General features: G+C 37.5%; 23 protein-coding genes. 11 read left to right on the forward strand and 12 right to left on the reverse strand.

Annotation, left to right across the window (positions count from 1 at the left end; translation table 11 throughout):
• Positions 1–10: 10 nt before the first annotated feature.
• Positions 11–1213 (forward strand): acyl-CoA dehydrogenase family protein, encoded by a 1203-nt coding sequence (locus AC07M3_RS02185; RefSeq protein WP_056479709.1) that lies wholly within the window; start codon positions 11–13, stop codon positions 1211–1213.
• Positions 1214–1323: 110 nt separating this feature from the next.
• Here AC07M3_RS02185 and AC07M3_RS02190 read toward each other — a convergent pair whose 3' ends face one another.
• Positions 1324–2547, reverse strand: coding sequence for an alkane 1-monooxygenase (locus AC07M3_RS02190; RefSeq protein ID WP_017390594.1), 1224 nt, complete (start codon positions 2545–2547; stop codon positions 1324–1326).
• Positions 2548–2736: 189 nt separating this feature from the next.
• Here AC07M3_RS02190 and AC07M3_RS02195 point away from each other — a divergent pair, with 189 nt between their 5' ends.
• Complete coding sequence (locus AC07M3_RS02195; RefSeq protein ID WP_416201904.1) at positions 2737–3681, forward strand: cupin domain-containing protein; 945 nt, start codon at positions 2737–2739, stop codon at positions 3679–3681.
• A 48-nt stretch (positions 3682–3729) separates the two neighbouring features.
• Here the strand turns inward: AC07M3_RS02195 and AC07M3_RS02200 are convergent, their stop codons facing one another.
• The 3 genes from AC07M3_RS02200 to AC07M3_RS02210 all read right to left on the reverse strand — a co-directional run bounded on the left by AC07M3_RS02200 (position 3730) and on the right by AC07M3_RS02210 (position 6623).
• Positions 3730–5595, reverse strand: a complete 1866-nt coding sequence (locus AC07M3_RS02200; protein WP_307009966.1) for a SurA N-terminal domain-containing protein — start codon at positions 5593–5595, stop codon at positions 3730–3732.
• Between the two features lie 131 nt (positions 5596–5726).
• Complete coding sequence (locus AC07M3_RS02205; RefSeq protein ID WP_001043034.1) at positions 5727–5999, reverse strand: HU family DNA-binding protein; 273 nt, start codon at positions 5997–5999, stop codon at positions 5727–5729.
• A gap of 168 nt (positions 6000–6167) precedes the next feature.
• Positions 6168–6623, reverse strand: coding sequence for a phasin family protein (locus AC07M3_RS02210; RefSeq protein ID WP_307009970.1), 456 nt, complete (start codon positions 6621–6623; stop codon positions 6168–6170).
• Positions 6624–6831: 208 nt separating this feature from the next.
• Between AC07M3_RS02210 and AC07M3_RS02215 the strand changes: the two genes are divergently transcribed.
• From AC07M3_RS02215 to fdx, 8 genes are all read left to right on the forward strand, one after another.
• Positions 6832–7479 (forward strand): hypothetical protein, encoded by a 648-nt coding sequence (locus tag AC07M3_RS02215; protein WP_005041007.1) that lies wholly within the window; start codon positions 6832–6834, stop codon positions 7477–7479.
• Between the two features lie 109 nt (positions 7480–7588).
• A complete protein-coding gene (locus AC07M3_RS02220) occupies positions 7589–8062 on the forward strand; it encodes an Rrf2 family transcriptional regulator (protein ID WP_003651563.1) in 474 nt (157 codons plus the stop codon).
• Between the two features lies 1 nt (position 8063).
• On the forward strand, positions 8064–9281 hold the full coding sequence (locus AC07M3_RS02225; RefSeq protein ID WP_307009973.1) for an IscS subfamily cysteine desulfurase: 1218 nt from the start codon (positions 8064–8066) through the stop codon (positions 9279–9281).
• A gap of 67 nt (positions 9282–9348) precedes the next feature.
• Entirely contained in the window at positions 9349–9735 is a 387-nt protein-coding gene (iscU, locus tag AC07M3_RS02230) for a Fe-S cluster assembly scaffold IscU (protein WP_003651560.1), read from the forward strand.
• A gap of 30 nt (positions 9736–9765) precedes the next feature.
• Positions 9766–10086 (forward strand): iron-sulfur cluster assembly protein IscA, encoded by a 321-nt coding sequence (iscA, locus tag AC07M3_RS02235; RefSeq protein ID WP_003651558.1) that lies wholly within the window; start codon positions 9766–9768, stop codon positions 10084–10086.
• 84 nt (positions 10087–10170) lie between these two features.
• Positions 10171–10689 carry a Fe-S protein assembly co-chaperone HscB gene (gene hscB, locus AC07M3_RS02240; protein WP_307009975.1) on the forward strand — a complete coding sequence of 173 codons (519 nt, stop codon included), beginning with the start codon at positions 10171–10173 and terminating at the stop codon, positions 10687–10689.
• Positions 10690–10727: 38 nt separating this feature from the next.
• Entirely contained in the window at positions 10728–12587 is a 1860-nt protein-coding gene (gene hscA / locus AC07M3_RS02245; RefSeq protein ID WP_005041014.1) for a Fe-S protein assembly chaperone HscA, read from the forward strand.
• 17 nt (positions 12588–12604) lie between these two features.
• The gene (fdx, locus tag AC07M3_RS02250; protein WP_003651552.1) at positions 12605–12943 is read left to right on the forward strand and encodes an ISC system 2Fe-2S type ferredoxin; all 339 of its coding nucleotides are present in this window, start codon (positions 12605–12607) and stop codon (positions 12941–12943) included.
• Between the two features lie 45 nt (positions 12944–12988).
• Here fdx and AC07M3_RS02255 read toward each other — a convergent pair whose 3' ends face one another.
• From AC07M3_RS02255 to AC07M3_RS02290, 8 genes are all read right to left on the reverse strand, one after another.
• Entirely contained in the window at positions 12989–14455 is a 1467-nt protein-coding gene (locus AC07M3_RS02255) for an adenylate/guanylate cyclase domain-containing protein (RefSeq protein ID WP_004642669.1), read from the reverse strand.
• Positions 14456–14511: 56 nt separating this feature from the next.
• Positions 14512–14946 (reverse strand): HIT domain-containing protein, encoded by a 435-nt coding sequence (locus AC07M3_RS02260; RefSeq protein ID WP_003651547.1) that lies wholly within the window; start codon positions 14944–14946, stop codon positions 14512–14514.
• 201 nt (positions 14947–15147) lie between these two features.
• Positions 15148–18609 carry a transcription-repair coupling factor gene (mfd, locus tag AC07M3_RS02265; RefSeq protein ID WP_494566402.1) on the reverse strand — a complete coding sequence of 1154 codons (3462 nt, stop codon included), beginning with the start codon at positions 18607–18609 and terminating at the stop codon, positions 15148–15150.
• Positions 18610–18743: 134 nt separating this feature from the next.
• A complete protein-coding gene (locus AC07M3_RS02270; RefSeq protein WP_494566403.1) occupies positions 18744–19100 on the reverse strand; it encodes a hypothetical protein in 357 nt (118 codons plus the stop codon).
• An 82-nt stretch (positions 19101–19182) separates the two neighbouring features.
• Positions 19183–20115: a Dyp-type peroxidase gene (locus AC07M3_RS02275; protein ID WP_494566404.1), complete on the reverse strand. Its 933-nt coding sequence runs from the start codon at positions 20113–20115 to the stop codon at positions 19183–19185.
• A gap of 133 nt (positions 20116–20248) precedes the next feature.
• The gene (locus AC07M3_RS02280) at positions 20249–21031 is read right to left on the reverse strand and encodes a glutathione S-transferase N-terminal domain-containing protein (RefSeq protein WP_080758433.1); all 783 of its coding nucleotides are present in this window, start codon (positions 21029–21031) and stop codon (positions 20249–20251) included.
• Between the two features lie 21 nt (positions 21032–21052).
• The gene (rraA, locus tag AC07M3_RS02285; protein WP_045432975.1) at positions 21053–21559 is read right to left on the reverse strand and encodes a ribonuclease E activity regulator RraA; all 507 of its coding nucleotides are present in this window, start codon (positions 21557–21559) and stop codon (positions 21053–21055) included.
• A 12-nt stretch (positions 21560–21571) separates the two neighbouring features.
• The gene (locus AC07M3_RS02290) at positions 21572–22237 is read right to left on the reverse strand and encodes a Rossmann-fold NAD(P)-binding domain-containing protein (RefSeq protein WP_209733469.1); all 666 of its coding nucleotides are present in this window, start codon (positions 22235–22237) and stop codon (positions 21572–21574) included.
• A gap of 212 nt (positions 22238–22449) precedes the next feature.
• Between AC07M3_RS02290 and rpsT the strand changes: the two genes are divergently transcribed.
• A complete protein-coding gene (gene rpsT, locus AC07M3_RS02295; RefSeq protein ID WP_003651535.1) occupies positions 22450–22716 on the forward strand; it encodes a 30S ribosomal protein S20 in 267 nt (88 codons plus the stop codon).
• The last annotated feature ends 40 nt before the right edge of the window (positions 22717–22756 follow it).

Here is a 22756-nt window from a genome sequence, read left to right on the forward strand (position 1 = left end):
GGATAATACAATGAACTTACAAAATCCTAAAAAATTCAAAATGATGATTGATCAGGCACATGATGTTGCGATCAATGTTTTACGCCCTATTTCTCGTAAATATGATAAAGCTGAGCATGCTTATCCAAAAGAGCTCGATATGTTAGCTTCACTCATTGATGGTATGAACGAAGGTGGCGAAGGCATTAATGCAGGCGCTGCCGTTGGTAAAAAACGTGGTGATGTTGAAACAGGCAATAAAAATGGTAATAACATTTCAACTGCCCTTGGCGTAATTGAAATGTGTTATGGCGATGCAGGCATGATGTTAACAATGCCACGCCAAGGACTTGGAAACTCAGCAATTGCTGCTGTTGCCAATGACGAACAGCTTGAGCGCTTCAAAAACACTTGGGCGGCAATGGCAATCACAGAACCAGGTTGTGGTTCTGACTCAGCAGCGATTCGTACCACAGCAACCAAAGATGGCGATGAATATGTCATCAATGGCGAAAAAATCTTTGTAACTTGTGGTGAGCGTGCTGACTCTGTTGTCGTTTGGGCGACTTTAGATAAAAAACTGGGTCGTGCTGCGATCAAATCTTTTGTTGTACCTAAAGGTACACCTGGTATGAAAGTTGAACGCTTAGAATATAAATTGGGCATTAAAGTATCAGATACTGCCGTGATCAGTTTTATTGACTGTCGTGTTCCTGCTGCCAACCTTCTAGGTAATCCTGAAATTGATGTGGCTAAAGGTTTTGCAGGCGTGATGGAAACTTTTGACAACACTCGTCCATTGGTTGCAGCGATGGCGGTTGGTTGTGCGAAAGCCTCTTTAGAACGTATTAAAGAGATTTTTAAAGATCAACTTGATGCTGACTATAAAACACCGTATTTACAAGCTTCTAATCTTGCTGCTCAAATCTATCGTATGGAAGCTGAATGGGAAGCTGCACGTTTGCTAACGCTAAAAGCCTGTTGGATGGCAGATAATAGAAAGCCAAACTCTAAAGAGGCTTCTATTGCGAAAGCCAAAGCTGGCCGTGTGGGTAACGAGATTACTTTAAAATGTGTCGAACTGGCTGCAAGCATGGGCTATAACGAAGATGAGTTACTTGAGAAATGGGCACGCGATTCAAAAATTCTCGATATCTTTGAAGGCACTCAACAAATCCAGCAATTGATTATTGCCCGCCGAGAACTTGGTAAATCTTCTAGCGAACTAAAATAATAATTAAGGGAAATTTTTCCCTTCTTTTATTAGCTCTTTATGTCAAAACTTAAAAAGCCCTCTAGCTATTAAACTAGAGGGCTTCGTATTTCAGGAATTAATATTTTTATTTATTGGGTAGTTGTACTATCTAACGTTTTATCAACTACACCAAATTTCTTAAAGATTTTTGCACGACGCTTTGATGAAATATTCGCTTTGTTTAAATCACCTTTATAGTGATCAAAAACTCGCTTATCCATTATTTTAAACCACAATGAAGGGATTAATGCAGGTAGTAGCATACTTGCGTAGCCGCTTGGTAGCTCTGGTGCCTCATCAAAATGACGTAATGCTTGGAATGGACGAGTTGGATATGCATGATGGTCTGAATGACGCTGCAACTGGTACAAGAATAAGTTTGTTACTACGTTATTGTTGTTCCAGCTATGCTCAGGCATTGTGCGCTCATAATTACCATCAGCTTTTTTCTGACGCAATAAACCATAGTGCTCAATATAGTTAATAATTTCGAAAAGACTAATACCATAAAAAGCTTGAGTCGCTAAATATGGAATTGTACCTTTACCAAAAATTCCAACCATAGAACCATGAAAAGCAGCAGTCATTCCCCAGCCTTGTAATAATTCATTATCTGAAGACCAGAATTCTTTACCTTTACGTTTTAAACGATTTTTTTCAATTTCTATTGCAGATTTAAAAGAACCAATAACTGTACGTGGCCAGAACTCATAGAATGTTTCACCCATACGTGATGAAGCAGGATCTTCTGGTGTTGCTGCACGCTTATGATGACCGTAAGGATGTTCAATACGGAAATGGTTATAACCTGTAGGCACTAAAGCAAGATGAGACAGAATATGGTCTATACGATCATGCTTATGACTTAACTCATGGGCTGTATTAATCGCAATACCATTGATTGCACCCATTGAAATACCAAGTAAAATCTTATCAATAAAAGATGTCGTTTTACGACTTGTTAAATAACATGCATAAACATTTGCAGCGTACTGTAGAGGAATAAAGCTCTTCACAAGACGAGAATAGTATGGATCTTTTTCTAAAAGCTTAATTTCTTCATCTGTTGGATTGCGAGCATCTTTCCCAATAATAGTATCAATTGCCGGAATCACGACATGTAATAAAAGTGGACCACCTAAAGCAAAGACTTTCTTTAAAGGGCGTGGACCAAACTGATAACCTGCTAAAATACCTAAACCGATAGCAGGTAAAGCAGGACTAATCATCCATAAAAAGCGTTTGCGATCTATTTCACGCATAGACGCAGGCACTGGCATAAGTTCTTGCTGAACATTTACTGGTGCATTCATAGCTATATTTCCTTTTTCTATATGTCTATATAGTTAAAGAAATAGTGTTTAGTTAACAGTAGTAACCGTCCAAAAAACCTATGTTAAAGTCTTTGGCATTTTCTTCCACTTTTTTGTCCTAAAAACACATGTTGATCTATTCTTATAGCTCACTATAATTTTATTAAAATAATGATTGATCATTTAAATATGGATGCACTAAGTAAATTTTTTGATGATATTCACCTTAATAAGTCTGAATACATCTATTTAAAAGCTCAAGGAGAATGGGCTTTTAAAACACAAGATCAATCTGCTTTACTTGCTTATATTGTTTTAACTGGTTCAGTATATATTCAACTTAACGCTTCAGAAAAAATAACTGCAACTGCTGGTGATATTATTTTAATTCCTTCGGGGAAAGCACATAGTGCGACTGACTCAAAATCAACAGCGAGTAAGTTGGTAGATTCTCTGGATATCACTTCACTTTTTAACGGTCACAGACAAGATGCAATCGAGTTTGGTACTTCATCTCCGGATAATACATTATTGCTATGTTTACGCTGCCAAATCGATACTCATATGGCTGGGCCACTCATTAATGCACTGCCATCGATCATGCATATTCAGCATGAAAATCAAACCAACCCACCTGAATGGCTACAAATTGGACTCTATTTTCTAGCAATCGAAACTCAAAAAATCAGGCCAGGTCATGACAAAATTATTGATCATTTAGTCAGTATTTTGCTCATTGAATGCATTCGTGATCATATTCAACAAATGACAGATCAACAAAACTGGTTAAGTGCCTTAACTCATCCTGAACTGAGCAATGCACTATCTGCTATTCATAGCCAACCTGAAGTCACATGGACAGTTGAATCTTTAGCTGAACAATGCTGTATGTCACGTTCTAAATTTGCAAACTTATTTAGCAGTATTATTGGTGAACCGCCTCTAACTTACTTACAGCATTATCGTTTCCGTTTAGCAAGTCAGTATTTACGCACAAGCAACTTATCAATTCAACAAATATCAAATAAGGTCGGCTACTCATCTGAAACAGCATTTAGTCAGGCATTTAAACGAATTTTTGATTTATCTCCTAAACAATATAGACAGCAATATATTGGACATAGCTTAGATTAACTACCAATAAAAAAAGCGCCTCGGCGCTTTTTTTATTGAATCAAATTATTATTTAATTTTCGCATGTGATTTTAAATATTGACTGTAATCTTCTAATATTTGTTGACCACGCGATTGACGATAAAGTTGCTTTAACTGCTGTAACTGATCAGCAGGAATAGCATTCGCAGCAGATGAATTTACATTTGAAACTGCAACAACAACCAGCTCATTTGGTAAATTTGCTGTTGAAACAGACCACATACCTGGCTTAGGTGTAGCTGCACTAAATGCTGCGCGCTCAATTTCACGCTTTAATCCTTGTGAACGACTAAATACGCCAGCCGATTCAAATGCTACTTTATTTTTAGCAACAACTTGATCTGCTGGTTGAGTTTTAAATTCAGCCAACATTGTAGCAATTTTTGCTTGAACAGCTTTACGCGCTTTTTCATCGATAACTTTTGCTTTCGCTTCATTCATCGCTTGTGCTAAAGGTTTTACACCAGCAGCATGATAATCACGTACTTTAACCCATACCGTATCACCATTCGCTAATTGAATATTAGATGATGTATTACGGTCACCATTTTTCACGTCATCATTAAACAATTTAATTTTAACGTTTGGATCACTTAAATATGGATTTTGTGTAGCTAAAGTTACGCCATTTAATGATTCAACTTTTGTACCTTTTACTTCTTGCACAACAGCTTCTAAAGAATCATTACCAACAATCGTTTCATTTAAACCATTTACGGTATCTGAATAAACAGTCGCAACTTTATTCTTTTCAACTTCAGCAGTTAAACGCGCCTTCTCTGCTTCGAATGAAGGGATTTGATTAGCTTGAGTTTCTGCCTCAATAATATGATAACCATATTGAGTTTTTACTGGTTGAGAAATTTGTCCATTTTTTAAGCTCACTACAGTTTTATCAAACGCATCGGAAAAAACACCTGGTGCATATGCTTCAACTAAACCGCCTTTTGCTTTCGAACTTGGATCTTCAGAGAACTGAGATGCAGCTTGTGCAAATGTAAGACCGCCTTGAATTTTCGCATAAACTTCTTTAGCAAGTTTTTGAGCTGCTGCATCATCACGAGCATCTGTAGTAATTAAAATATGCTTCACAGTCCGTTTAGCATCTTTTTTCTGAGTTTCAACGAACTTGCTATATGCTTGCTGAAGTTCAGCTTCAGTTGCAGGAGCTGGTTTAGCCATCAGTGATGGAGACACAACAACATAATCCACGTCAACAGAAGCTTGTTGTTTAAACTCATTTTGGTGTTTGTTGTAATAATTTGTAGCTTCTTGATTAGAAGCAGTTAAACCGGTTTTATAACCATCTAATTTAATACTAGCCAAATGTAATGTACGTTGTTCAGTTTGCAAATTCGCAATTTGCATTAAATCAACTTTACTTACTAAAGAGTAATCAGAAAAAGTTGAAGTTAGCATTTTTAAAGCATGGTCTTGACGAAGGTTAGATATTAAGCCCTGACTTGTCATACCAATAGAACGTAAATAATTTTCATAGAGTTTTTGCGAGAATTGTCCATTCTCTTGCAAACTAGGCTGCTGAGCTAACATCTGCTCAATTTGAGTATCACTCAGTGAAATACCTAGTTTTTCAGCTTGTTGAATTAGTAAATTACGCGACACTAAAATATCGAGTGCCTTAGCCTGAATAACAGGCCAATTAAGTAAACTCTCATCACCTTTAACGGCAGCTAAATATTGTTCTTTGTAAGACTGAGTTAAAGTTTCAAGGTCTTTTTTAGATATTTCTTGGCCATTTACTGTCTTTGCAACATCAGCCTTGTTTCCCCTATTAAAATATCCTTCAATACCTACAAGTGCTAAAGGGGTCAAAAACAAAATTAGAAGGACTTTGCCGAGCCAACCCTTAATGACTGTACGAAACGATTCCATAAGTATTCCAATATTTTATTTCGAGGCGAATTTTAACTGAAAAACCACAATCAATGAATGAGCAATATTGGTCAATTCAGATTTTTAATAAAAAACGCGCCTATATTGGCGCGTTTAATCATCTTAAAAGATTAAGCTACTGAATCTTTAAGACCTTTACCAGCTTTGAAGCTAGGTACTTTTGTTGCTTTAATTTGAAGCTCTTCACCAGTTTTAGGGTTACGACCAGTACGTGCAGCACGTTCTTTAACACTGAAAGTACCAAAACCAACTAAAGTTACTGTGTCACCTTTTTTAAGTGCTTCAGTAATTGACGCAATTGTCGCATCGAGTGCCTTGCCTGCATCAGTCTTAGATACTCCCCCTTTTTCAGCAATTGCATCGATTAATTCTGATTTATTCATGAATAAAACATCCTCTTAATATCGTTTGTTTAAGGTCCAAGGCTATAGTTTAAAAGGCCATGACGCCTTTATAGCAATGCTTTGGGGGAAAACGCAATACTAGAGCAGGGCTTTTAGCGAAAATAAATGCTAAAAAACTGTTATATATTTGCTAAATCCCAACATTTTTTACTTTTTATTCAATTTTTCTTTCAACTGCTGGTTTTCTTCTATTAAAGCATCCACCTTAATATGAAGCTGTACCAAGAGCTGTTCAATGTGCTGTAAATCCTTCGGAGTCACCAATCCAATCCGGTTTAAAGAGTGGTTAACACTGGTATCAAGAATTTTTTCTACTTTATCTTTTGTTTCAGATACAGATTCTTTTGCTTTTTCTGTGACCTTACCAACAGTAGTGTCTGCTAAGTCTACTGTTTTAGATTCCAGTTCTTCACCTACCTTGACCAAAGAGTCAAATAGCTTATTACCTTCTTCTTCTGCGCGTGAAAAAGCCCCTAGCCCTGCTAACCAAATTTGCTTGGTATACTTTCTAAAATCCAAAGCCGACTTTCTTGAACTTCTTGATTTTAATTTGTTTTTTTCTTCTGACTCTTCTGTCGGGGTATCTATATTTGCATTATCCATTGATCTAAGCTCCTAATCAGATGAGAGAGATGATGACTGATTTGACCACAAAATATTTCTATAATATCAAAGTAAAGACTTGATCCATTTACAAAACTGTTCTACAAAACAATTAAGTCGTGTAAATATATTTAACAGGACATTTATTAAAGTTTGGGATAGGATGTCCCATTCTTCGGTTAACTGCTATTTGTAAGGATAAACTTTTATGAGTGAAACGCAACAAAGACAAAAACATCCCCGTCTGTTGCTGAATATTGTTCTAATTATTTTAGAAACTTTCTTTTCATTTATTCTCACCCACGATGGTGTTCTTCGCTTGCAAGCGAAAAAGTTTATTTCAAACAAAACAACTATTCGTATCAATAGCTACCTTCCTTTTTTTGACTTTTATGTTCAATTTACAGAAAAAGGTTTATTGTTCGATATCCACTCTTTTGACCGACGTATTGATCTTGAAATCAATAGTACGCTTATCGATTTGATTAAGATTTTCGCTTTTTCAAACCAGCGTAGTCTTAAGAACATGCGTATTGATGGTGATGAAGAAACGAAAAAAGAGTTATTAGATTTAATTTCTCATCTTACTTTACCTAAACTTTTAGCCGACTGGAAGCAATGGTTTAACACACCAGATGATGAAGCTGAAACCCTTGCTTCACGTAAACGCATTGCTCCATTGCTTGAAAAAATTGATCAACAACGTTCAGAAATCAATTCACTTCATGTGGAAATCAAACAATATCAAAATCGAATTACTCGCTTACAACAACGTCAACGCAACATTAACTTAGGCTTTGGTATAATTAGCCTGATATTTATTGTTTTTTTCATATATAATTTGTGGGTTGCTTAAATTATTTTTCCATTTTGTTCCTGCACTTGAATTAAAAATAAAAAAACTTGACTATTTTAGTCGGGATTCATAAAATCCTATTATCTAGTCTTAACATGTGTATCGAATCATGCGCCTTACAACTCGCGGTCGCTACGCAGTGACTGCTCTACTTGATTTAGCTTTGCAGCCAACTGAACAAACGATCACGCTCGCCGAAATTGCCGCTCGTCAATCTATTTCAGTTGCTTATTTAGAACAGTTATTCGCTAAACTTAAGCGTCATGGGTTAGTTTCTAGTGTCCGTGGTGCAAATGGTGGTTATCATTTGGCTCGAAACGCTGATGAAATTACTGTGTTAGAAATTATTGAAGCCGTAAATGAAACCGTTGATGCAACACGTTGCGACCACAAAGCTAACTGCCAAAATGGTGCAATGTGTCTTACTCACGATTTATGGCAAGAACTCTCTCATCATATTGCCGACTATTTAGCAAAAATCTCTCTTGCCGACCTCATTAGCCGAGACAACGTTCAAACTGTTGCATTGCGCCAAAATGTGACTGGCACAGATTCAGCTCTTTTATCGGGTACAGGTATTTGATATGAAACGTCCAATTTATCTTGATTACGCAGCAACCACTCCAGTAGATCCGCAAGTTGCAGAACGTATGATGGAGTGTTTAACTTTCGACGGTACCTTTGGTAATGCTGCATCTCGTTCCCATGCTTATGGCTGGCAGGCAGAAGAAAAAGTTGAATATGCGCGTGAGCAAGTCGCAAATTTAATTAAAGCCGATCCACGTGAAATCGTTTGGACTTCTGGTGCTACCGAATCAGACAACCTTGCACTTAAAGGCGTAGCTCAATTCTATGCTTCTAAAGGCAAACACATTATTACAAGTAAAATTGAACACAAAGCTGTTCTAGATCCTTGTCGTGAATTAGAAGAACAAGGTTTTGAAATTACTTATTTAGAACCAGAACCACAAACAGGTTTAATTACCCCTGAAATGGTAAAAGCTGCACTTCGTCCTGATACTGTCCTTGTTTCTCTTATGATGGTAAACAACGAAATCGGTTCAGTTACAGATGTAGCAGCAATTGGTGAATTAACACGTGCCAATAAAACGTTCTTCCATGTAGATGCTGCTCAAGCTGCTGGTAAAGTTGATATTGATTTATCTACCATGAAAATTGATCTTATGAGTTTCTCAGCTCATAAAATTTATGGTCCAAAAGGTATCGGTGCATTATATGTACGTCGTAGCCCACGTGTTCGTTTAAAAGCACAAATTCATGGCGGTGGTCATGAACGCGGTATGCGCTCTGGTACTTTAGCAACTCACCAAATTGTTGGTATGGGTGAAGCTTTTGAACTTGCTGGCAAAAGACTGCATGCAGAACAAGAACGCATTCGTAAACTACGTGACAAACTTTGGAATGGTTTACAAGGCCTTGAACAGGTTTTCTTAAACGGCCATCCAACTCAAAACGTTGCTAACTATTTAAACGTCAGCTTTAACTTTGTTGAAGGTGAATCTTTAATGATGGCACTTAAAGATGCTGCTGTATCAAGTGGTTCTGCTTGTACTTCTGCAACTTTAGAGCCTTCATATGTTCTTCGCGCATTAGGTTTATCTGATGAGCTAGCGCACAGCTCTATCCGCTTCAGTTTTGGTAAATACACAACTGAAGAAGACATTGATCATGTGCTTACAATTACCAAAGCCGCTGTTGAGAAATTACGTGAACTTTCTCCGCTTTGGGATATGTATAAAGAAGGTATCGATCTTTCTACAGTTGAATGGGCTGAACACTAATTCATTGAAATTAGTATTTTTACCCTCATATTAATATTAGGCTGACCCCGAGGTTTGGAGAAGCGACATGGCTTATAGCGAAAAGGTAATTGATCATTACGAAAACCCTCGTAATGTTGGTGTTTTAGATAAAAACTCTGAAAATGTTGGTACAGGTATGGTCGGTGCACCTGCATGTGGTGACGTAATGCGTTTACAAATCCAAGTAAACGATAACGGTGTAATCGAAGAAGCACGTTTTAAAACTTATGGTTGTGGTTCTGCAATCGCATCAAGTTCTCTTGTAACCGAATGGTTAAAAGGTAAGACTCTTGATGAAGCTCAAACCATCAAGAATATTGATATTGCGACTGAGCTTGCACTTCCACCAGTAAAAGTTCACTGTTCTGTACTAGCTGAAGATGCGATTAAAGCTGCGATTGAAGATTACCGCACTAAAAAATCTAAAGCGTAATTTGTTACCATTGTAAACGTTGGAGTTTTCATGATTCATTTAACTGAAAATGCTGCGACTCATATTAGCAATTACCTTAAAAATCGAGGTAAGGGTGAAGGCATTCGCGTGGGTGTGAAAACTTCTGGTTGTTCTGGATTGGCCTATGTCCTTGAGTTTGTAGACTCTATTGATGAACATGACCAAGTTTTCGAACAATTTGGCGTTAAGGTATTTGTAGATCCAAAAAGCTCAGTGTATTTAGAAGGCTTAGAAATGGACTACGTTAAAAATGGCCTTAATGAAGGGTTCGAATTTAACAATCCTAACAAAAAAGGTGAATGTGGCTGTGGTGAATCTTTCACTGTCTAGGCTTTCTCCTTTCATCTCTCATTAAAACAGTGTCTTTTTATAGCACTGTTTTAATGTATTTAATTAATGTGGACCTCATTTCCAATGAATCATTTTGAGTTGTTCAATTTACCCGTAGCACTCGATATCGATTTGGCGAGCTTAAAATCTAGTTTCTTGAATTTGCAGCAGCAGTATCATCCAGATAAAGCTGAAGATAAAGATCAGGCGTTGATCAAATCAAGTGAAATCAATCAAGCTTTTAAAACTTTGTCGCAAGTAGATAGCCGCGCTGCTTATCTGTTAGCACTCAAAAAGCAAGATCACCACCTCGATCAATCCATTAGCGATTTTGAGTTCTTACAATCAGCTTTAGAAATTCGTGAACAACTTGATGAAGCAACTTCACAAGAGCATCTGACCACACTTAAACAAGAAGTGTTTCAATGGATGGATGGCCTAGTTCGCGAATTTAAAATTGATTACGCAGATGAGGACTGGGGTGAAGCTCGAGATACTGTACGTAAATTACGTTTCTTTCAGCGCGTTCTTAACGACATTGAAAAAGCAGAAGATCAAATGTTGGATGACGAAGACAACTTTGATTTAGACGATGATTTTTAATTTTGCTTTTTCCAAATTATATTCAAGGGATTTAACTCATGGCACTTTTGCAAATTGCTGAACCGGGTCAATCCAGTGCCCCACATCAACACCGCATTGCGATTGGTATCGACCTAGGAACAACACATTCTTTAGTTGCGACAGTGTTATCAGGCAAACCTAAAGTACTCAATGACGAAAAAGAAAGAAGACTCCTTCCTTCTATTGTGCACTATGGAAATGATGCAACTCACTATGGTGAAGAAGCAAAGCCTTTCCTTATTGCCGATCCTAAAAATACAATTGTTTCTGTAAAACGTTTTATGGGTCGCTCAAAAGCAGATATTAAATTTCAACACCCATATGAGTTAGTGGGTTCTGAAAATGAAATGCCAGCTTTTGAAACACGTGCTGGTCGTAAAACCCCTGTTGAAATTTCTGCTGAAATTTTAAAGCAATTAAAAGACCGTGCTGAAGCCAGCTTACAAAATCCAATAAATGGCGCAGTAATTACTGTTCCAGCCTATTTTGATGAAGCTCAGCGACAAGCAACACGTGATGCTGCCCAGCTTGCTGGCTTAAATGTATTACGTTTATTAAACGAGCCAACTGCTGCTGCTGTCGCTTATGGTTTAGACCAAGAAACTAATTTAGCTACAGATCATAACTATGTAATTTATGATTTAGGTGGTGGTACTTTCGACGTATCAATCTTGCGTTTCTCACAAGGTGTCTTTGAAGTATTAGCTACAGGTGGCCACACTGCTTTAGGCGGTGATGACTTAGATCGTCTCATTGTTAAATGGGCTAAAAAGCAGCTCAATATCGATACTCTTAACGATGAAACTTATGCAGTATTTATTGTTGCTGCTCGTCAAGCAAAAGAACAACTATCTACACAAGAATCAGTTCAGTTAAAACTACTTGAAAACGTACTAACACTTGATCGTCCAACTTTTGAAAGCATTATTCAGGTTGCATTAGATAAAACAATCAGTGTTTGTAAACGCGTTTTACGTGATGCGAAACTTGAGTTAACTGATATTCAGAATGTTGTTTTAGTTGGTGGCTCTACCCGTTCTTATGCTGTTCAGCAAGCAGTTCGCAATGTATTTAATCAAGAACCACTTTGTACGATCAATCCTGATGAAGTAGTTGCAATTGGTGCTTCTATCACGGCTAACCAGCTTATTGGTAATAGCCAAGATGGCTCATTACTTTTAGATGTCACTCCTCTTTCACTTGGCTTAGAAACCATGGGTGGATTAGTAGAACGTCTTATTTCACGTAATACCGCTATTCCAGTCGCTCGTCGTCAAGAATTCACAACTTATCAAGATGGCCAAACTGCCATGCTTATTCATGTGGTTCAAGGTGAACGAGATTTGGTAGAGCATTGTCGTTCACTAGGAAGATTTGTCCTTCACGGCATTCCTCCAATGACTGCTGGTCAAGCAAGGATTGAAGTTACCTTTCAGGTAGATGCTGATGGTTTACTTACAGTTTCTGCTCGTGAAACAACTTCAGGTGTACAGGCCCAAATTGATATTAAGCCATCTTACGGCCTATCAGAATCTGATACTGAACGCTTATTAATTGAAGGTTTCCAGCACGCAGAAGAAGATAAAAATCTGCGTCATTTAAAAGAAACCAAAGTTGAAGCACAACGCGAACTTGAAGCTTTAGAGCAAGCTCTCAAAGTTGATGCTGATTTACTCAATGATGAGCAGCTTGAAGCACTTAAAACTGCTGAAAATTTGCTAAAAGTACAACTTGAAGGCAATGATATTCAAGCGATTGAAAAAGCTGTAGAACAACTTAAAGTACATAGTGATGCTTTTGCCGCACTACGTATGAATCGACATATTGACCACGCCTTAAAAGGTACAAAACTTGAAGATTGGTCAAATTCAAACTAAAGGTATAGGTGATCAATATGCCCCGTATTAAAGTACTTCCTCATGCTCAGATCTGCCCTGAAGGCGCAGAATTTGAAGTCGAACAAAATGCAAATCTTTGTCAAAGTTTGCTTGATCGAGGAATTAAAATTGAACACGCTTGTGACATGTCGTGTGCTTGTACAACTTGTCATGTAGTCGTTCGCAAGGGCTTTGACAGTCTAGAAGAAATGGATGACGTTGAAGCAGATCTTTTAGATCGGGCTTGGGGTCTTGAACCAGATTCTCGTCTCTCTTGCCAAGTGAAGATTGTTGATGAAGATTTAGAAATTGAGATTCCTAAATATACAATCAATCACGCTTCCGAAAATCATTAAAATAAAAAAGCTGCTTTTAAAGCAGCTTTTTTTTACTTCACGTTTTTAAACTTGATCTTGTTGATCAATTTCAACTGGCTTAACTTCATCTTCAAGCCTTAACCGTGCAATGCCTTGAGTATTAATTAAAGTTTGTTGAACTTTAAGTCGTTGAACCATTTTCTCGAGTACTTCTACTAATTCTGGATATTCATAATTTTGTACTTCTTCTAAATTAAGTACTAAATGAAAGCCTTTATACTCATAGTCAAACCATTGTTGATGATCTGACTTATTCCCCGTGTACTTCTCCATCACCTGCCATGTCTTTACTGCACCTTGAATGCCTTTTAAGTAAATTGGCGTTTTGGGAGCACAAAGAAAATCACTTTTGATTATTTGATAGGTATCATCCGAAATTAAGATTTCATCTATTTCAGCAGCATATTGTAAACGAGCTGCCAAATTCACATCACGACCTACAATGGTGTAAGCCATACGATGCGTTGCCCCATAATTTCCTACGTGGCAGTAACCAGTACTAATTCCCATACGAATGTGTAAGGCTGAATAGCCCATTTTTTTCCATCGTTCACGTAACAATTTCATTTGCTGACGCATAGCGATTGCCATTTCTACACAAGCTTTAGCATCTTGCTCTACACCCTGAGAATTCGGATCACCAAAAAATATGAGGATGGCATCCCCCATAAATTTATCGACAGTAGCTTCATACTGCTTCGCAATTTCCGTCATATGGCTTAAATAATCATTAAGCAAAAATGCCAAATCATCAGGAATTAATGTTTCTGATAACTCTGTAAAGCCCTGAATATCAGAAAAAAACACAGTCATTTTTTTTCGTTTATATTCAATTTTTGCTTCCGCTTCACCGCGCATAATAGACTGCCACAACTGTAGTGGCGCATAACGGCTTAACTGATTAGCAAAAGCAATATAGCGCGTCATTTGATCATAGTAGTGTTGACGCTGCTGACTAATTTTTTTAACCCAACGATGTTGGTAATAATTTCCAATGGTAATAAACATGACCAAGCCTAAGAGTGTAATTACAGTTAACTCTTGGCTAGTAGGTTCAAAATATGTATAAAAACCAAATAGGAAAAAAGTACTTAAATAAAAAATAATCGCGCCTAGCAAACTAGTCAAACAAATGACTGCGAAAGAAATACGACTATTAATTGCAGAATAAAATAATGCAAAAAGTGCAATAAATGTAGGCACCAAATTAAGATGCAGACCCGCTAAGGTAACTGCTACAACAATTGCATCAATTGCAAAAAAAACACTTTTTTGTGTTTTCTTATCAAATTGGTATTGAAGCCAGTGCTCTAACTTTGAGCTAATAAAAAGCAAAAATAGGAAGAAAGGTGGAACGTAGATCTGATAATTTGTATTAGGTGAGGTAAAAGCATAGATCACTAAAATTAAGGACAGAATTGAATATCCCATCAAGCGATGAAAATATGCAAACTGCTTAGGCTCTCTATCGATAAACCTCTCTAATTGCACCCTGTCCTCCATACCTCAATGTAGCCACATTCATATAAATGTGGCATTGCATTGATTTAATCCATGCGCCAATCAAAAGGCATATCACCTTGACCACGTAAAGCAAGCATAAGGGTTTGACGCATGTGAGCCAGTACATCATTTGTGTATGGAACAGCAGGTGTGCCCCAAACTGGCTTAGGCCATGCAACATCATTTTGATAACGCACGACATGATGGAAATGCAACTGAGGCACTATGTTACCTAGAGCTGCAACATTCATTTTATCAGCACGGAATACTCTAGATAGCTGACTAGACAACCAACTTGATTCACGTAAAAACTGCTCTTGATCAGCTTGGCTCAATTCATATAATTCTGTGATTCCCGGCACACGAGGGATTAAAATCAGCCACGGGAATTGCATATCATTCATTAAACGACATGTTGAAAGCGGGAAATCGCCTACAAAAAAAGTATCTTGAGCAAGTTGTGGATGCAAACTAAACATATCTTTTATAAATGACAATAAACAATAATGGCTAATACTATCACATCAGTTTTGATGTGAGTATTGGTAGTGTCTGGTTTGATTACAAATAACAATGATTTTATGCACTTATTCCTCTTATGGTCGAATAAATCGTGCATAAAACCATGCTATCAACTTACATAAAATTTACACTCAGTAAAAAATGCTTCAAAACATCATTTATACATGTATTTCAGTTAATAATTTCGCTAACAAATCATTAATGAACTGGATACGTTTTTCATGTTCTTCAAGCTGAACCATAACCTTCAAACGCTGCCCACCATCCATACGGTAATAGGTCGGATTTTTTTGCATTAACTGAATAATACTGATGGCTTGAACTGGAGTATCCGGTGAAAACTCAATATTACCGCCTTGTGTATTGATATCAATTTTGGTAATACCCAACTGCTCTGCTTTTAGCCTAATCTGATGAACACTAAATAAGTGTTTTACAGATTGTGGCGGCACTCCAAAACGATCAATTAACTCCATACGAATATTGTCGAGTTTTTCTTGTGTATCTGTATTACTAATACGCTTATAGAACAACAAACGCTGATGAACATCACCCAAATACTCATCTGGAATAAGCGCTGGAATATGTAAATTGATTTCCGCAGTTAATGACAAAGGTGCATCAAAATTCGGGGTTTTACCTTGCTGAATTGCCTTAGTGGCTTTCTCAAGCATTTCCATATACAGACTATATCCAATTGCCTGCATTGAACCACTTTGTTGCTCACCTAAAAGCTCACCCGCACCGCGAATTTCTAAATCTTCTGTAGCTAGCATAAAACCAGCACCTAAAGTTGAAGCACGCTGGATTGCATCTAAACGCTTCTCTGCATCACCTTTTAGATGTTTTATAGAAGGAACCAGTAAATAAGCATAAGCTTGGTGGTGTGAGCGTCCCACACGCCCTCGTAATTGATGTAATTGAGCTAAACCAAGTTTGTCGGCCCTTTCTATCAAAATTGTGTTGGCATTTGGAACATCGATTCCGGTTTCAATAATGGTTGAGCATACCAATACATTAAATTCTTTGTGGTAGAACTGCTGCATGACTTGTTCGAGCTCTCTTTCTCTCATTTGGCCATGAGCTACTGCTACACGAGCTTCAGGCACAAGAACACGGATGTTTTCAGCAGCCCTTTCAATCGTATCGACTTCATTATGTAAGAAGTATACTTGGCCACCACGTAGCAATTCACGCAAGATCGCTTCTTTAATAGAAGCTTCCGTATGTTCTTGTACAAATGTTTTAACCGCTAAACGACGAGCTGGTGGTGTAGCAATGATAGATAGATCACGCATTCCCGAAAAAGCCATATTTAAAGTTCGTGGAATTGGTGTTGCGGTAAGCGTCAACATATCGACATCAGCTCTCAATGCTTTGATGCGCTCTTTATCACGCACACCAAATCGATGTTCTTCATCGACCACCATTAGGCCCAAGTCTTGAAATTGCACATTTTCTTGTAAAAGTTTATGTGTTCCCACCACAATATCCACTTTACCAGCAATTAAATCTTCAATATTTTTTGTATGGGCTTTATTTGAGCCAAAGCGTGACAACACTTCTATACGCACAGGCCAATCAGCAAAACGATCTTTAAAAGACTCATAATGTTGTTGTGCAAGTAAAGTTGTAGGTACCAAAACAGCAACTTGCTTACCGTTTTGCACAGCAACAAACGCAGCTCGCATTGCTACTTCAGTTTTACCGAAACCAACATCGCCACAAACAAGTCGATCCATAGGTCTAGCTTGTTGCATATCGTGAAGCGTGGCTTCAATAGCATTCGCCTGATCGAGTGTTTCTTCGTAAGCAAATCCACTGGCAAATTGCATATAAAGCGATTGATCGAGTTCAAAGCCAAAACCGGGTTTTGACTGACGACGTGCTTGTATATGTAATAATTCGGCTGCAACATCATGGATTTGTTCTAAAGCTTTGCGTTTAGCTTTACTCCACGCATCACTTCCAATTTTATGAAGTGGAGCTAAATCTGGGTCTCCACCACTATAACGACTAATAAGATGCAAATTAGTCACAGGCACATAAACTTTTGCCCCTTCAGCATAATTTAGTTGCAAGAACTCATAATCTTGCCCTTCAATTGCTAAAGTAACTAATCCTGCATAACGCCCCACACCATGATCAATATGGACAACAGGGGCATCAATACTTAATTCAGTCAAACTGCGAATTAAGAACTCTTCTGAAACTTCTTGCTGGCGTTTACGACGACGCTGAACTACCCGATGTTCATATAACTGATTTTCTGAAATAACCGACAATTGGTCTGTTAAAAGTAAACCACGGTCTAGCGGTGCATTTGTAATAGCAATCGCAAACTGACTAGTCTGAAATTGCTCAAAACTATCTACGCCTGGGATATCTCCTAAACTGGCACGCAAACCATCTCTTAAGCTTTCACGTCGACCTGCACTTTCTGCAACCAACAAGACCGGATGATTTGCTTCATCAATATATTTTTTGACTACCGCAAATGGTTTTTCTTTTTTGGGATCAACTGGTAACTTGGGTGGCTGCTCTACCTTAAGATTTAACGCGCCAGCTTTTTCTTCAACGATTTCGGCGCTCACCAACATCCGTGGAAACTGATTTAAAGCACTGAGCAGATGATTTGGAGCAATAAATAATTCTTCAGGGGGAAGAATTGGCTGATCTACGTTATGACGTCTGTCTTCATAACGACGAAAAACTTCTTTCCAAAAATTAGTTAAATCAGTATCTATATCATTAGTTGTAATTACAATGCAATTCGTTGGGAAGTACGTTGTAAGTGTACTTTGCGATTGCATTTGTGCTTTATCAAAAAACAATGGCAAATAAAATTCAATTCCTGGTGAAGCAATTCCCTCTAGGACATCTTGATAAATCGGGTTTTTCTTAGGATTAGCCGTAGGGAAAAGTTCAGAATACCGATCTCTAAAAATTGAACGGGCTTCTTTTAGCGGAAATTCTTTTGCTGGTAAAACTGTAAAACTTTTTAAAGGCTTCGTTGTTCTTTGCGTTTCTGGATCAAAGAATTTTAATGTATCAATTTCATCATCAAACAGATCAATACGAATAGGCGCTTCTTGCCCTGACGCAAAAATATCCATAATACTGCCACGTACAGCAAACTCACCATGATCATAAACAGTGTCTACCAAATGATAACCGGCTTGTACTAAACGTAACTTTTGCTGTTCTAAATCGAATTTCTGTCCAACATGAATATCAAAGTGTTCACCCAAAACCCATGAATACGGTGCAACTCTTTGAGCTAAAGTACTTGCTGAAATGAGCAATACACCCTTCTGAGGCATATTAGATAAAATTGCAAGACGTTCTGAAACAATATCTTGATGAGGTGACAAACGATCATAAGGCAAGATTTCCCAATCAGGGAAAATTGTCGGTTTTATGCCATAAAACTCAAGTTCACTTTCTAATTGAGCAACATGTTGGTTATTTCTAGCGACCACAACAAGTAAAGAAGAATGCTGAACAGCAATTTCTTTAAATAATAATGCAGCAGATGAACCTAATAACGACCCCACCCAACGCTTTTCACCGGCTTTGAGCTGTTGTAAATTCAATTGAGAGATTTCTTGTTGAAACATGTATATGGCTTTTATCAGCTAAGAAGATATGAGCCTAATAGTAGCATGATGTTTTTAGTGAAATGAGTTATTTTTTTGAAAATCAAACTACTAGTTAGCTCTACTTTTTATATTTTTTAATCAATCAACTATGATTATTTATCACGCAAAAACAAAACGTAATATTGATTTAATATTTGTATAATCGCTTTAAGCTGAAGTAGCTTTTCTTGTGTATTTCCCAATCTTTCTACATAACGTTGGGTTGCGATTTCCAGATCAATCTTTTCATTAATTTGTGGAGTAGTTAGGAATAATTTCTGAAGATTATCAAAATTTTGCAATTTACGGTTTGAGAAATACTCAAGATGTTCTGACCATTTCTCATTAATCACTATATCCTTGATTATAGGACCGCGTTCAGAATCAAATTTTAATAGATTCTCTCGCAAGTAAATTTTTTCTGGTGTTTCTTTTGAGCCTTGAAAAAGCTGCGTTATCTTCTTAAACATTTCATCACATCATATTAATTTGCAATTAAAGCAATGGAAGTAATCTAGTTACTTCCATCATTTAAGCCTTTTAGCTTAACGACTAGTCATCACCTAAATCATCAAGAAAATCGACCGTTGGTACAAAAAATAAAGTTCCTGTTTGAGCAGTACTAAAGTCAAGCAACCGATCAAGATTGCCCTGCTCATTTCCTAAGAACATGTTTTCAAGCATTTGTCGGGTTGTACTAAATTTACGCGAGTAACCAATAAAAAATGTGCCGTATTCATTTTTTGAAGGGTTTGAAAAAGGCATATTAGCTCGCATAATTTTAAGCTCATTACCTTCCGCATCATGCGCTTTGCTTACGACATTATGGGCAGTTAGTGGCTTTTCATCATCACCTAACTCAATATCATTGAACTTTTTACGACCAATCACTTTTTCTTGTTCTTCATCGGTTAATGAACGCCATTTTTCCATGTCATGTGTATATTTCTGGATAAAAGCATAACTCCCCCCGATAAATTCAGGATCTTCATTGCCCACTAATGCCCATTGCGCTGCAATAACTGGTTCTGGATTCTCTGTCCCATCTACGAAGCCAATAATTGCCCGTCCATCAAAATAACGGAAACCATGCACTTCATCAATTGGATAAGTCACTTTACCAAGTTGTTGATTGATTATATTACCCAGCTCATAACATAAAGCTTGGCGATCGGCACGAATATGAAAAAATAGATCACCAGGTGTTGAAACAGCCGTATATTTCGGCCCTTTAAGTTCTTTAAATGTTTCTAATTCTTGAGGCTTCGCTTGCTCTGGAAATAAGATATCCCATGCATTTGAGCTAAAACCTAGCGTGGCATTAAACTTACTATCTGGATAACGATTAGTTAGACTTCTAGTTAATGCTGAAAAATTACTAGCAAAATCTTTTACTTGTTCTATTACAGAATCACCTTGAGTGAGTCCCAATACGATAAATAGTGCATTTTCACCAGGACTGCTCGTTACAGGTTGAATTCTCATACATTCCATAAAATATGCCTTATTGGGGTATTTAACCTCTTTAATTTAGCATATTCATGTTCTTATGAAATCTGATCTTTCTAAGAGTTTAAGTAAATTGACTTAAACTCTTACTAAAGCTTATCTTAATTAATCAACGACCATATTGCTTCTTTAAATATTTTACGATTTGAGCAGACTCAAACATCTTCACTCCCGTATTTGGGTCTACCAAATAAGGTACCTGCATTTTACCTTGCATAACAGGCAATATTTTTTCTCGCTTTCCACCTTTTAGAGGCACATATTTACCTGGTTTTAAGCGAAAAATAGCTGGGCCTTGATCTTGCCATCTTTCTTTTGCAACATTATGCAGAATATAAGGAAGCTCCAGCTCACAGAGTAGACTTCTTACAACTCGTGAATAAGGGCTTGCCTCAAAACTCCATAACTCAAGTTTTTGTTCAGGCACAGCTCTATTAATGATTTTTTTATTTATCCAAACTCCCCGAGCACCATTTAATATGGTCCCAGCAAATGCAGCATAAGGGACGTTAGGGTAACTCGAAAATTTCTGAGGCGTCTTCCCAGTCTTACCGTAGTGTTTAAATAAATGATGAATAATTTCTTGTGACTCATATAAGTAGTCACCTGTATTTTCATCTACTAAAAAAGGAAACCGTAATTTGCCACCTTTTTCTTTTACGACCGAACGATGTTTTGTCCCACCTTTAGGACATGGATAAATTTCTACATCCAGATTTAAAAGTGTAAGGACTTCACGGACACGACGGCAAAATGGTGAACCTTCAAATTCATATAACTTCAAGGCTTTTACAGGTTGCTGAGGAAATGCGGTACCTGTTACGCCCCGACCACCTTCAGCAATTGCAGAGACAACTGCCTGTAATACTTTAATTTGATGATTCACCATCATGCGATCCTTTATAGACTGTGATTACACTAATTTTTCTTTTGAAATCACAATTCCATTATTATCAGCATAGATATAATCGCCTGATTGAATTGTGACACCACCAAAATACAAAGTGGTATCTACTTCGCCAATGCCTTTACGATTACTTTTTTGGGGAATTGCTGCCAATGCATGTATACCCAAATCAAGGGTAGCAATGGCATCGACATCGCGTACACAGCCATAAATTACAACACCATTCCAGTTATTTTTAACTGCCGATTCCGCAATTAGGTCACCCATAAGCGCACAACGCATAGATGCACCACCATCTACAACGAGTACCTTATCTGTACCATCTGTTGCCAATAACTCTTTTACACGCGAGTTATCTTCAAAACACTTTACTGTTACAACCTGTCCCCCAAAAGTTTTACGCGCCCCATAACTTTGAAAGAACTTTCCATCCATTGAGGGAATTACAACTTGTAAGTCTTTTTCAGGGTTATCATCTAATAAATCACATGTTACAAACGGTACTGTCGACACTTCTATTCTCCCTTATCGAGTTTTCTGTATGCTCAGATTATCATATCGTTTGAATGCTTCAATTTGCGTTAGCGCCGCTACGACCATGGTATGAGCCAATTGCTCCGCAGTCACAGGTTTATATTTGAATGGTTTTTGCCATTTATTCTCAATAAATTTAAATAGACTTTGCCCTAAATCCTCTATAAGGCGTACATCACTGCGCTTACCAATCAATAAAGATGGTCTAAAAATAGATAATTTTTCAATTCCCAAACTCTCGATATAATCTTCTAACTGTCCTTTCACTTTATTGTAGAAAATTGGTGAGTTTGCATTTGCACCAAGGGCGCTCACTAATAAAAGGTGAATATGTTTATCTTGTACCAAATCTGCCAAGTGGGCATTGATTTCATAATCTACCGCGTAGAAACCTTGCTTTGAGCCCGCATTTTTTAATGTTGTTCCCAGACAGCTAAATGCATGGGTATGACCATTCACATCTTCATCATTCAACATTAAGAAATCTTCTATGATGAGCTGGTTAACTTTGTCATATGTATTAAATACTTGAGATTCTTTTCTAACCACCAGCGTAATGGCTTCAAATTCTAGAGCCTGCTGGAGCTTTTCAACAAGTGCTAATCCGACCAACCCTGTTGCTCCGAGCACAATCGCTTTTTTCTTACTTGCTGTCATTTTTTATCCATCCCTCTTTAACTTTGTTTTAAATTTAACCTTTTCTTACCGTTTTAACAGCCCCTAAAACAGCTTAAAACGTTCTCAAGGCTTGACTTCACGGTGTCTATTCATCACAATATGGCACTTGTTTACGGGCTGGTGATGGTTGCACCAGTTTACTGGATTGACCACAGCCCGCCCAGACCAACTTATTTTCAAGGAGTGCAAGAGTGGCAAACTCTGCTCAAGCTAAAAAACGTGCGCGTCAAAACGTTACTGCACGTAAACACAACGCAAGCTTGCGTTCTATGGTTCGTACATACATCAAACGTACTTTAAGTGCAATTGCTGGTGGTGATCATGCTGTTGCTACAGAAGCTTACCAAAAAGCTGTTCCTGTAATCGACCGTATGGCTGATAAAGGCATCATCCACAAAAATAAAGCTGCTCGTCATAAGAGCCGTTTAAATGCTCAAGTTAAAGCGTTAGCTAACTAATTAAAGCATGTAAAAAAAGCCCAATAGGGCTTTTTTTATT

The sequence above is a fragment of the Acinetobacter sp. GW821-FHT09D10 genome (genome assembly GCF_059416285.1).

Excerpts from the sequence above, each read along its gene's own strand:
- AC07M3_RS02195 (WP_416201904.1), top strand. The coding sequence starts at position 2,737 with ATGGATGCACTAAGTAAATTTTTTGATGATATTCACCTTAATAAGTCT.
- iscA (WP_003651558.1), top strand. The coding sequence starts at position 9,766 with ATGATTCATTTAACTGAAAATGCTGCGACTCATATTAGCAATTACCTT.
- AC07M3_RS02275 (WP_494566404.1), bottom strand. The coding sequence starts at position 20,115 with ATGAGAATTCAACCTGTAACGAGCAGTCCTGGTGAAAATGCACTATTT.
- AC07M3_RS02270 (WP_494566403.1), bottom strand. The coding sequence starts at position 19,100 with ATGTTTAAGAAGATAACGCAGCTTTTTCAAGGCTCAAAAGAAACACCA.
- AC07M3_RS02200 (WP_307009966.1), bottom strand. The coding sequence starts at position 5,595 with ATGGAATCGTTTCGTACAGTCATTAAGGGTTGGCTCGGCAAAGTCCTT.
- AC07M3_RS02280 (WP_080758433.1), bottom strand. The coding sequence starts at position 21,031 with ATGATGGTGAATCATCAAATTAAAGTATTACAGGCAGTTGTCTCTGCA.
- AC07M3_RS02290 (WP_209733469.1), bottom strand. The coding sequence starts at position 22,237 with ATGACAGCAAGTAAGAAAAAAGCGATTGTGCTCGGAGCAACAGGGTTG.
- AC07M3_RS02220 (WP_003651563.1), top strand. The coding sequence starts at position 7,589 with ATGCGCCTTACAACTCGCGGTCGCTACGCAGTGACTGCTCTACTTGAT.
- hscA (WP_005041014.1), top strand. The coding sequence starts at position 10,728 with ATGGCACTTTTGCAAATTGCTGAACCGGGTCAATCCAGTGCCCCACAT.
- hscB (WP_307009975.1), top strand. The coding sequence starts at position 10,171 with ATGAATCATTTTGAGTTGTTCAATTTACCCGTAGCACTCGATATCGAT.
- AC07M3_RS02205 (WP_001043034.1), bottom strand. The coding sequence starts at position 5,999 with ATGAATAAATCAGAATTAATCGATGCAATTGCTGAAAAAGGGGGAGTA.
- AC07M3_RS02215 (WP_005041007.1), top strand. The coding sequence starts at position 6,832 with ATGAGTGAAACGCAACAAAGACAAAAACATCCCCGTCTGTTGCTGAAT.
- AC07M3_RS02225 (WP_307009973.1), top strand. The coding sequence starts at position 8,064 with ATGAAACGTCCAATTTATCTTGATTACGCAGCAACCACTCCAGTAGAT.
- AC07M3_RS02190 (WP_017390594.1), bottom strand. The coding sequence starts at position 2,547 with ATGAATGCACCAGTAAATGTTCAGCAAGAACTTATGCCAGTGCCTGCG.
- AC07M3_RS02185 (WP_056479709.1), top strand. The coding sequence starts at position 11 with ATGAACTTACAAAATCCTAAAAAATTCAAAATGATGATTGATCAGGCA.
- fdx (WP_003651552.1), top strand. The coding sequence starts at position 12,605 with ATGCCCCGTATTAAAGTACTTCCTCATGCTCAGATCTGCCCTGAAGGC.
- AC07M3_RS02210 (WP_307009970.1), bottom strand. The coding sequence starts at position 6,623 with ATGGATAATGCAAATATAGATACCCCGACAGAAGAGTCAGAAGAAAAA.
- AC07M3_RS02260 (WP_003651547.1), bottom strand. The coding sequence starts at position 14,946 with ATGTTTAGTTTGCATCCACAACTTGCTCAAGATACTTTTTTTGTAGGC.
- mfd (WP_494566402.1), bottom strand. The coding sequence starts at position 18,609 with ATGTTTCAACAAGAAATCTCTCAATTGAATTTACAACAGCTCAAAGCC.
- iscU (WP_003651560.1), top strand. The coding sequence starts at position 9,349 with ATGGCTTATAGCGAAAAGGTAATTGATCATTACGAAAACCCTCGTAAT.